A 2007-nucleotide genomic window follows, 5' to 3' on the forward strand; every position below is an offset into this window, starting at 1 on the left:
GTGCTCACCCCATTGATGCGGATGCCCGACCACCACATGCAGACCTTCGAGCGGCGCCAGCGCCGCGGCGCACTCGGCCAGGGCATGCGCACAGGCCTGCATGAATGCCGGCCGCAGCAGCAGGTCTTCGGGTGGGTAGCCGCACAGGGCCAGCTCCGGCGTCAGCACCACCCTCGCCCCCTGCGCGTGTGCGCGTCGGGCGCTMTCGATGATCTGGCGTACGTTGCCGGCCAGGTCGCCGACCGTGGCGTTGATCTGCGCCAGCGCGACGCGAACCCTCGTGTTTGATGCCATAGACCAGCGAATATGCCTGCGGAAAAGAGCTCCAAAGATTATGTCATCCGGGTCGTCGGCGACCCCGGCGAGATCGACGCCGCGCAGTGGAACGCGCTGCTCGATGCGCAGCCGTCGGCCGCGCCGTTCATGCGCCATGAGTACCTGGCGGCGCTGCATGCCTCGGCCAGCGCGGTCGCCGAGACCGGCTGGATGCCGCAGTTCCTGCTGATCGAGGACGGCAGCTCGCTGATGGCCGCCTGCCCGCTGTACCTGAAGGACCATTCGTACGGCGAGTACGTGTTCGACTGGGCCTGGGCCGATGCCTACCAGCGCCACGGCCTGCGCTACTACCCGAAGCTGCTCGGCGCGGTGCCGTTCACGCCGGTGCCTGGCCCGCGGCTGATGGCGCGCGACGACGGCGCGCGCCGCGCGCTGCTGTCCGCGATGATGCGCATCGCGCACGACGCGAAGCTGTCGTCGGCCCACCTGCTGTTCCTCGACGCGCTTGACCAGCAGGCCGCGCGCGACATGGGCTGGATGATGCGCAGCACCGTGCAGTTCCACTGGGTCAACCGCGAGCCGCAGCCGTATGACGGGTTCGCCGATTTCCTGGCCAGCCTGCAGCGCGAGAAGCGCAAGAAGATCCAGCAGGAGCGCCGCCGCGTCGCCGAGGCCGGCGTCAGCTTCACGACGCATGCGGGCCGCGAGATCGACGACGAGCTGTGGGACTTCTTCTACCGCTGCTACGTGCGCACCTACCGCGCCCACCACTCCACGCCCTACCTCACGCGCGACTTCTTCGCCCGCATGGCGCGCACGATGCCGCAGAACTGGGTGCTGTTCGTCGCGTGGAAAGACGGCGTGCGCATCGCGGTGTCGCTGATCGGCGTCGATGCGGCGCGCGGTGTCGCCTACGGCCGCTACTGGGGCGCGACCGAGCACGTCTCCTGCCTGCACTTCGAGGCCTGCTACTACCAGCCGCTCGCGTGGTGCATCGAGCACGGTTTCCGCCGCTTCGAAGGCGGCGCGCAGGGCGAGCACAAGATGGCGCGCGGCCTGCTGCCGGTGCAGACCTGGTCGGCGCATTGGCTGGCGCACCCGCAGTTCGCCGAGGCGGTCGGCGATTTCCTCGCGCGCGAGGGCTCGGCGGTCGAGGGCTACCTGGATGAGCTGAACGAGCGCCTGCCGTTCAAGCAGGCGCCCATCGCTTCACCTGACTGATCCAGGCCGACTGATCAGGGCTTGAAGTCGCCCGCGAAGCCGCTGACGAACGCGTCCGGCTTCACATAGGTGCGCAGCGCGGCGTTCACCTGCTCCAGCGTCAGCTTCGACAAGGCGTCGTCGACGCGCGCCGACACGGCGAACGTGCGGCCCAGTTCCTCGTTGCTCGCGATGGCGCCGGCCAGGTTCCCGTCCTGCGCCCGCGACAGCCGGCGGAACGCCAGCAGCCCGCGCTGCCCTTCCGCCAGTTCCTGCGCCGTGAAGCCATCCTTCAGCGCACGCGCCACTTCTTCCTTGAAGGCCGCCTCGACCTTGGCCTGGTTCTGCGGCGCGAAGATCGCGCTCGCCTGCCATTCGGAATGCGGCTCCTGGTTGTTCCAGCTGATGCGGCTGCGCACGTCGTACGACAGGCCCTCGCTCTCGCGGATGCGCTTCCACAGCCGCGAGTTGCCGCCCGAGCCGAGCAGGTAGTTGGCCATCATCAGCGGCGGGTAGTCGGCATCGGTGTCC

The 2007-nt window shown here is 69.0% G+C and carries 3 protein-coding genes; 1 reads left to right on the forward strand and 2 read right to left on the reverse strand.

Annotation, left to right across the window (positions count from 1 at the left end):
• Positions 1–294: nitrilase-related carbon-nitrogen hydrolase (locus tag AC1D12_RS31850; protein WP_477845170.1), on the reverse strand; the 294-nt coding region annotated here is incomplete at its 3' end.
• A 12-nt stretch (positions 295–306) separates the two neighbouring features.
• Between AC1D12_RS31850 and AC1D12_RS31855 the strand changes: the two genes are divergently transcribed.
• Entirely contained in the window at positions 307–1497 is a 1191-nt protein-coding gene (locus AC1D12_RS31855; protein WP_477845171.1) for a GNAT family N-acetyltransferase, read from the forward strand.
• Between the two features lie 14 nt (positions 1498–1511).
• On the opposite strand, the gene AC1D12_RS31860 is transcribed toward AC1D12_RS31855, so the two are convergent.
• On the reverse strand, positions 1512–2007 hold a 496-nt coding region (locus AC1D12_RS31860; RefSeq protein ID WP_477845172.1), incomplete at its 5' end, for a M16 family metallopeptidase.

The organism is Rhizobacter sp. P1_G5 (genome assembly GCF_056405435.1).

Excerpts from the sequence above, each read along its gene's own strand:
- AC1D12_RS31855 (WP_477845171.1), top strand. The coding sequence starts at position 307 with ATGCCTGCGGAAAAGAGCTCCAAAGATTATGTCATCCGGGTCGTCGGC.